The following is a 5,172-nucleotide window of genomic DNA, read 5'->3' on the forward strand; positions in this document are numbered from 1 at the left end:
ATTTCGTGAGAAATTTAATAAAGCGTCATAAAAACATTGTCCAAGTTCATGGGTTCATTTCACTCTGCTCTTCCGGGGTCTCACCTGTGCCACTATTCCCACAGGAGTCTGCTCAATTCCCCTCCACCCTTTGCCATAATTCCCTTCCTTTTGTTTCATTCCCTTCATCCATCGTTATCGATATTTGATGGAAAAGTTTCATGGAAGGAGGATTTTTATTCCTTCCTTCGATTCTTTAAGATTTCACAGCCTGAAAAAGGTAACCATCCCTAATCAGCCGAATAAATGAAGCAGCCAGCCTGCACCGGAGAAGAGGAGCACGATCGCCAGGATGACAAGGAAGATATAAAACAGGACGGCAAGGATGTGAAAGGCCACCACGGCGGCCATAAGCAGGATGATCAGCAGCAGAAACAGCTGCAGCATATCCTTCGTATGTACGATCAGGAAATAAGCGGCAAAGGCAGCTACGGCCAGCAGCAGAATCCTCATCGCCCACAGGCCTATTTTCTTGAATAGGTTCGATTTCTCTCCCTTCATCGTATCCCCTCCTTTTCTAAATATGTATGTTTTTGTTATCCAACCCGTGATTTCTGTGCATTTCCATTGTGATATAATGGAAAAAACAAAACCATCGGAGGTGCTTCCATGAGCGCAGACAAACAGACAGAAGCAGAGATGCTGAAAGAAATCGAACGACTTCAGAAGATCGAGGAGCAGCAGCGGGACATTCTCGACAAACAACCCGGAGAAAAGCCGGCCGACCGCCTGCGCACAGACGGGAAAGGCAAAGTGATCATCGACAAGGACGACAAAGAACTTCGCAAGCTGTGGGATGTGGAGTAATCGATGAGCGATATCTACACACCCCAAATGAAGGACGTCCTCTGGGTGGACATCGACTTTTATGACAAAAAAACAGGGGAAATGAGTAATAAAGGCGCCCGTCCCTGTGTCGTCATGAAGGTGGAAGACGATCAAGTCCACCTGCGGACGTTGACCTCGCAGATCAAAACATATCCAGCGAACAAACACGGCGTCCTCGTCGAGAAAGACGACGTCAATAAACTGAAGAAGGATTCCGCCGTCCTCTGCACGTCCGATAACTATTTCTCCATGAGCAGAGAAGAAATCGGACACCTCGAAAAGTCAGGCGAGATCTCCACGGCTCAAATGCTTGACGTCATGCGGAAATCCGTCGCCTGCAACCGGATGGATATCCAGCTGAGAAAAAGCGTCCAGAAATCAGGATCCCTATCCTGATGCCTACCACAAGCAGGAAGCCCCCTTAGTTAAGGGGGCTTTTATTACAGCTGATTTTCTGCAGATTTTGTTTTCGTCTCCTGCCTGACACTGCTTTCCATCTTCGTAATCGTCTGCTGCGGGACATTAAACGTCTCCATGACCTCCTGCTTGCTGGTCCGGTACGTCTGCTCCGCGGACAGTCGGTTGACGAGATTTTCTTCCGTCAATTCGCCGCTGTTTTCTTTTTTCACCATATCCCACAAGTTCTGATACTGGGCTTTCAAATCCTTCATCGATTCTGCTTTTGCGCTCGCCTCCGGATTGACCAGATCAAGCCCTTTGGCATGCTCGAGTTCCTTCGCGGAAAGCATGAACGACGTCTGCCGCCCCTCCATCTGCGCTTCTCTCAATTCCGCTGCGTTCTCTTTCGTGAGCAGATCGGATAGGTGCACCCTTTTTTCTCCGTTCTCGATGATGCCACCCGGCTCGATGGCATATTCCTGTGTATGATCGGTATTCATATCCCGCAGCATCAAATACTGCTGGCTTTTATCTGCCGGCTCGAATACGATCGTCCCCATCAGGTTCTCTTCTCGTTCCATCCTATCTCATCCTTTCTGTTAAAAGCAGCCCCGGCTTCCTGCAGGGCCGCCCTTCTTCAATCGGTTGTCTCAAGGAGCTGCTCGCGCTCCCGCTGTTCTGTCTTTTGAATCTTATCGTCGAATCGCTCCAAGTCCATCTTCAAGCGCTCTATTTCTTTCGCTGTCTCGTTCTTTTTAACTTCCAGTGCATTGATGTCATTGTCTGTCTGAAGTTTCTCTTCATCGGTCTGGTAGACTTTATCCTCGCGCAGGGAAGCGATCCGTTCCTCTGCATCCTTGGAATCTGCCTTCAGATCCTTGATGTCTTCTTCTACGGTTTGGATATTCTCTCTGATGCCTTCAATGATGAGGTCGGTCGTGTAGGAAATGTACTCGCCGCTCTCCCGTTCCTCAATCGATGCTTCTTCCACTTCCCTGTAGTCGGCATACAACGTCCTCAGGATGGAGCGGCCGGACTGCTCCTCTTCCGCCTCTTCCTCCTCGGGGACTTCTTTCGTTCCGATCAAATCGAGAGCGACCTGAGTATAATCAGGCGACAGTCCTTCCAAACGGACGACGTAGTGGTCTTCGTACTGGAAAACGACCTCGGTATCGACCTCGCTGCCGTCGCTTCTCTGGAAGGCTTCAAAATCGATCGTGTCGTATTCATTCTTCAGATGTCCCGTATCGATGATGACCTCCATCTGCCCCGTCTTCGGATCATAGATCCACCGGTTGATGACGACATTCTCCGTGGAGGAAACCTTGATATCTTCGTTGACAGGAGAAGACAGCACCTCCACCTTCTCCTCGAAAACAAACCCGGACGTCAGGAAAAACGCGAGCCCAAGAAAGACGCCGCCGAGGATGGTCATATACATCCGGTTCGACTTCCTCCTCAGATTCACTTTATCTTTGTTGAACATAGCTTCACCCCTTTTGTCACACGTCGTTCGCTTCCGGATCTTCCTCTTTCACTTCTTCTGTATCTGCGAACAAATCCTCGATGTCTGTCGCAATCCAAGCATCCTCTTCATAGACGAAGTGAACGCGCAGAAACATCTTGGACTTGTCTTTCTTTCCGGTTTCCAAGTAGTCGATTTCATGCTCGACTTCGATCAGCACATCGACTTCCTTCTGATTCGCATCCATGTTCTGAATGTAATACTCTTCGCTCAAAAGCTTCGACTCCACGTTGTTCTGATTGAATTCATCCGCCGGGAAGTACCGCTCCTGCAGGGCTTCACTCATGACGCCCGCCGCTTGGTCCTTCCGCTGCTGGTAGCCTTCGATCTTCTGGACGAAGACGAGGTTCACAAACAGCTTCGCCTGACTCTGCAAGTCATCGAACCGCTGCTCGCGTGCGGTGTTGGAGATGTTCTTCTCCTTATCCTCGAGCACCCGGTTCTCGTCCTGAAGCTCCTGATTCGCTTTGGCGACCGCCTCGTACTCGTCTCCTTTCTTGCCATTGGCATAGAAGAAGTACGCATTGACCGCCAGCAAAAGGGCGAGAATGATCAACGACACGTGTTTGAATAGTTTTATACTGTTCATATCGCTTTCTCCTTGCTGTTAAAATCCGAGAACCTCTTTCGGATCCATATGTCCGCTCCACATTTCTTTTTTCGTTTCCAAATGCAGGTGAGGTCCCGTCGATCTTCCTGTCGTTCCGCAGACGCCGAGTTTATCGCCCGCCTGAATTCGCGAACCTTCCGATACGTCGATGCTCGACAAGTGGGCATAGTGGGTGTACAGCTGATCTTCATGCTGGATGACGACGGAATTCCCATAAGTTCCCGCCCCCTGGCTGTACACGACCACTCCGTCTCCGACCGAGTGGATCGGTGTTACGCCGCCCATACAGGCGAAGTCGATGCCGTTGTGCATCGATTTTTCCTCTCCTGTCACCGGGTGGGTCCGGTAGCCGTAATCACTGGTGATTTCCGCACTGCCCTGGATCGGCCGGACGAAATCACCGTTGAAGCTTGGGGAGATGCCCGCAATCGCGTCACTCGACACAGGATGGTAATACTTCAGGACCGCATCGACATACATCACATCTCCGTAACAGGCGCCGCTTGGAACGGAATCCCCGCGGATACAGCTGTACAGGCCTGTATGCTTTAGCTTCTCATACATCATTTGCGAAAAAGAAACAGCGAGGTCCTCGGTATAAGCACCGCCGCGGTCATTTACATAATCGATGAACCCGCCGCCGAAGTTATACGACTGGAGGGCCAGTTTAATATCCCCGTTCGCCTTCTCGAGGACGCTCTTATAATGTTTGACGCCTTGTTCGATGGATGCCTTCGGGTCGGTGATGCAGCCAATGTATCCGCACTTGCTCTCACTTGCCTGGAACGGATCATCCCCGCCTCCGCCCGACTCCTGCATCATCATCGCAAGCAGGACGTCGACGTGGCTCTCGATCCCGAATTCCCTGGCATACATTTCAACATCGCTCCGGTAGCCTTCCACCGTATCATTAAGAGGAAAGGTACCCGGGGGAAGGCTGATGATTTCCCCGGATGTCCCACTGTTACTATCCGATCCGCCGATGAAGCTCTGGAAGATGCCGACACCGAGGACAAAAAGGAAAAAACCGACGACAACGACGAGCAGGATGATCAATTTCGCTTTGAGCGAGAGGAAGCCTGCTCCCAGTTTGACTGCGTTCTTCGCTAGATTGCTCAATGGATCAAGCACCTCCACCGAATAAGTCCAGCTCCTCCTTCGACACATCGACGTTCATCTTGATGTTCTTCACAGACGAGATCGACAACAGCACCTGTCCAGTCTGGAGGAATGGAATCTGATTCAATTCACTGTCATTTAATTGCCCCACGAAAACCTCTTTCAGCCTGCTCAACGATTCGCTGTCCTGTTCGGCGATGAATTTGTACTGCGTCAGACTGAACAGCTTCTTCACTTCTTCGGCGCTGTTCTGATCAGCGTTCTCCGGTACGAAGTCGGTGATCAGGTGGCTGGCGAAGAAAATGCCGCCGAAATATTTCCGTGCCTCCCGCATGAAGCGCTGCAAATACTGGACGCCGTGTTCCGAACCTTTTCTCGTATTGATGATATGGTGGGCTTCATCGATCAGGATCAAATAACGGATAGCATCCTCAAATTCGAGGCGGTGCTTGTTGAACGCCTGGAATTGCGGCTGTCCGTTATTCAACATGCCGTCCCACAGCATGTTCATGACGTTGAACAGCTGGGCTTGGAAAATTTCCGGCTTCAGCTCGGATAGATTACGGAGCGGAAACGATACAAAGTACTCGTGGTCGAAGTTATCGATGCTCGACGGTCCGTCAAATAAGTGCGCATAGTTCTGGACGAGGTT

Annotated in this window: 7 protein-coding genes and 1 pseudogene; 2 read left to right on the forward strand and 6 right to left on the reverse strand. The window is 50.6% G+C overall.

Features of this window, described 5'->3' with window-relative positions:
• Positions 1-273 precede the first annotated feature (273 nt).
• Complete coding sequence (locus D479_RS15845; RefSeq protein ID WP_008638971.1) at positions 274-540, reverse strand: hypothetical protein; 267 nt, start codon at positions 538-540, stop codon at positions 274-276.
• 108 nt (positions 541-648) lie between these two features.
• Here D479_RS15845 and D479_RS15850 point away from each other — a divergent pair, with 108 nt between their 5' ends.
• Positions 649-846 (forward strand): hypothetical protein, encoded by a 198-nt coding sequence (locus D479_RS15850; protein ID WP_008638973.1) that lies wholly within the window; start codon positions 649-651, stop codon positions 844-846.
• Between the two features lie 3 nt (positions 847-849).
• Positions 850-1,263: a type II toxin-antitoxin system PemK/MazF family toxin gene (locus tag D479_RS15855; RefSeq protein WP_008638975.1), complete on the forward strand. Its 414-nt coding sequence runs from the start codon at positions 850-852 to the stop codon at positions 1,261-1,263.
• Between the two features lie 44 nt (positions 1,264-1,307).
• Here the strand turns inward: D479_RS15855 and D479_RS15860 are convergent, their stop codons facing one another.
• From D479_RS15860 to D479_RS20810, 5 genes and pseudogenes are all read right to left on the reverse strand, one after another.
• Positions 1,308-1,847: a hypothetical protein gene (locus tag D479_RS15860; RefSeq protein ID WP_008638978.1), complete on the reverse strand. Its 540-nt coding sequence runs from the start codon at positions 1,845-1,847 to the stop codon at positions 1,308-1,310.
• Between the two features lie 56 nt (positions 1,848-1,903).
• Positions 1,904-2,752: a hypothetical protein gene (locus D479_RS15865; protein ID WP_039871636.1), complete on the reverse strand. Its 849-nt coding sequence runs from the start codon at positions 2,750-2,752 to the stop codon at positions 1,904-1,906.
• Between the two features lie 16 nt (positions 2,753-2,768).
• A complete protein-coding gene (locus tag D479_RS15870; RefSeq protein WP_008638982.1) occupies positions 2,769-3,380 on the reverse strand; it encodes a hypothetical protein in 612 nt (203 codons plus the stop codon).
• Positions 3,381-3,398: 18 nt separating this feature from the next.
• Positions 3,399-4,520: a lysozyme family protein gene (locus tag D479_RS15875; protein WP_235601506.1), complete on the reverse strand. Its 1,122-nt coding sequence runs from the start codon at positions 4,518-4,520 to the stop codon at positions 3,399-3,401.
• Between the two features lie 4 nt (positions 4,521-4,524).
• A pseudogene (locus D479_RS20810) lies at positions 4,525-5,172 on the reverse strand (ATP-binding protein); the annotation flags it as partial.

The sequence above is a fragment of the Halobacillus sp. BAB-2008 genome (assembly GCF_000328325.1).
GTDB lineage: Bacteria > Bacillota > Bacilli > Bacillales > Halobacillaceae > Halobacillus.